We start from the raw sequence: 2,141 nt of genomic DNA on the forward strand, positions 1-2,141 counted from the left end.
TCATAACAGATGGAGTCAGTGCTTGGGTAGGGCTTTTTCCGTATGGCCAATATGCAGGTTTTGCCCTCGCTGAAATAACGAAGTTGTATACCGCTCGATATGACTATAACCATGAATTTGGATACGCAGATCGTCACGGTTGTTATGCTAGAGCCTTCTCCTCTCAGATTAAAAATCATAAACTCTATACCCCAACGATTATTGACGGAAAAGAACAAAAGGGATTGGTGAAACATACGGGACTACGTGCTAATCGTGGATATTTAGCAAAGGAAAGGGATAACGTCGAAGTGACCATATGGACGTACCAGTTACCTGAAGATATAACGGTGCTGACGAAAGGGCATGACAATGAAAACTTTTTAAGCGATAAGGATTTTGGCCTCCGAAGGATGCCTTTCCAGATCGCCAGGGAATATGTGTTGACCTTAGGTGATGTTCCTTATTATTTTGATAGTACGATTGAATCGGGTGGGTCGTGGTAGCTGATTCTTGTTAAATATGAAGCCACAGCGCCTAAAGCAGCGGCCCTTTTGGATGAAGCCTTTGATGACATTACCAGCGTCCTCCTATTCGCACTGAAGTATCGAAAAAGACTTCGAACCACCAATGGAGTTGAAGGACTCAATTAGGAAGTTAGAGGTCGTGAGAGAGTGATTCGAATCTTCCCGATTGAAGCAACTGCTATTCGCCTTCTGGGTGCTCTATTGATGGAACAGAGTGAAAATGGCAAACCGGTCGGAATTACTTCGAGATGGACCAATACCATCAAATGATGCAAGAACAGGCGCCAATTGAAACAAAAGTAGCCTAACATCGCTTTTTATTCCACGATCCGCTTTATCATAGATCAACAGAAGTTGCCGTTGAAATTACACACTAATTTGGACTTGACTAACACTTTGGAAAGGATGAATAAAATGAACTTGAAAAAACGTAACATCTTCATCACAACTTTACTTATGCTATTACTCCTGTTACCATTTGGAATGTTAGAAAAAGCGGAGGCCGTCACATCGGAACAATACTTTACCTTCGATGCTTCAACGGGAACTATTACAGGGTATGACATAGCAGGAGGAAAGGATCTGATTATTCCTAAGACGATAGGAGAGGTAAACGTCATTAGCATAGCTAATCATGCATTCTCTAACAAGCAACTGAGTAGCGTAACGATCCCTGACAGCGTCGCTAGTATTGGGACGAAAGCATTCTATAACAACCAACTGAGCAGTGTGACGATCCCAAACAGCGTGGCTAGAATTGGGTGGGAATCATTCGCTGACAACCAACTGAGCAGCGTGATGATCCCAGAAGGTGTTGCTAGCATAGAGAAAGCAGCATTTGCTAACAACCAACTGACCTCCGTCTCTATGGGAAACGGCGTTACCAGAATTGGAGAGAAAGCATTCTATAACAACCAACTGAGCAGTATGACGATCCCAAACAGCGTCACTATTATTGGAGATAGGGCATTTGCCGGAAACGGTTTGAATGAGAGTGATGTCATTCTTGGTGACGGGTACCCTTACTACTGGATCTATGGAAACGATAAAACGGAAGTAAGGGGTCATATTACTAGTGGGAATCAAGGTGTGCTGGTGATTCCAGACGGAGTCACCAGCATTGGGACTAGGGCTTTTGCTAACATCCAACTGAGCAGCGTCACAATTTCAGAAAGCGTCACTAACATTGGGCATGGTGCATTCGCTAATAACCAACTAAGCAGCGTAACAATCCCAGACAGTGTCATTAGCATTGGAGATAGGGCATTTGCCGGAAACGATTTGAATGAGAGTGATATCATTCTTGGTGACGGGTATCCTTACTACTGGATCTATGGAAACGATAAAACAGAAGTAAGGGGTCATATTACTGGTGGAGATCAAGGTGTGCTGGTGATTCCAGACGGCGTCACCAGCATTGGAAAAAGGGCATTTGCTTACAACCAACTGAGTAGCGTGACGATCCCAAACAGCGTCACCAAGATTGGAGATAGTTCTTTTGCTAACAACCAACTGACCTCCATCTCTATGGGAAACGGTGTTACCAGAGTTGGAGATGGAGCATTCTATAACAATCAACTGAGCAGTATGACGATCCCAAACAGCGTCACCAAGATTGGAGATAGTTCTTTTGCT

At 43.8% G+C, this 2,141-nt stretch carries 2 protein-coding genes; both read left to right on the forward strand.

Annotation, left to right across the window (positions count from 1 at the left end):
* Positions 1-485 (forward strand): hypothetical protein (locus tag BLV55_RS14635; RefSeq protein WP_176968403.1); only part of this gene is annotated, 485 nt, incomplete at its 5' end.
* 477 nt (positions 486-962) lie between these two features.
* The coding region (locus BLV55_RS14640; protein ID WP_207646075.1) for a leucine-rich repeat domain-containing protein at positions 963-2,141 on the forward strand (1,179 nt) is incomplete at its 3' end.

It is taken from the genome of Tindallia californiensis, assembly GCF_900107405.1.
Taxonomy (GTDB): Bacteria; Bacillota; Clostridia; order Peptostreptococcales; family Tindalliaceae; genus Tindallia; species Tindallia californiensis.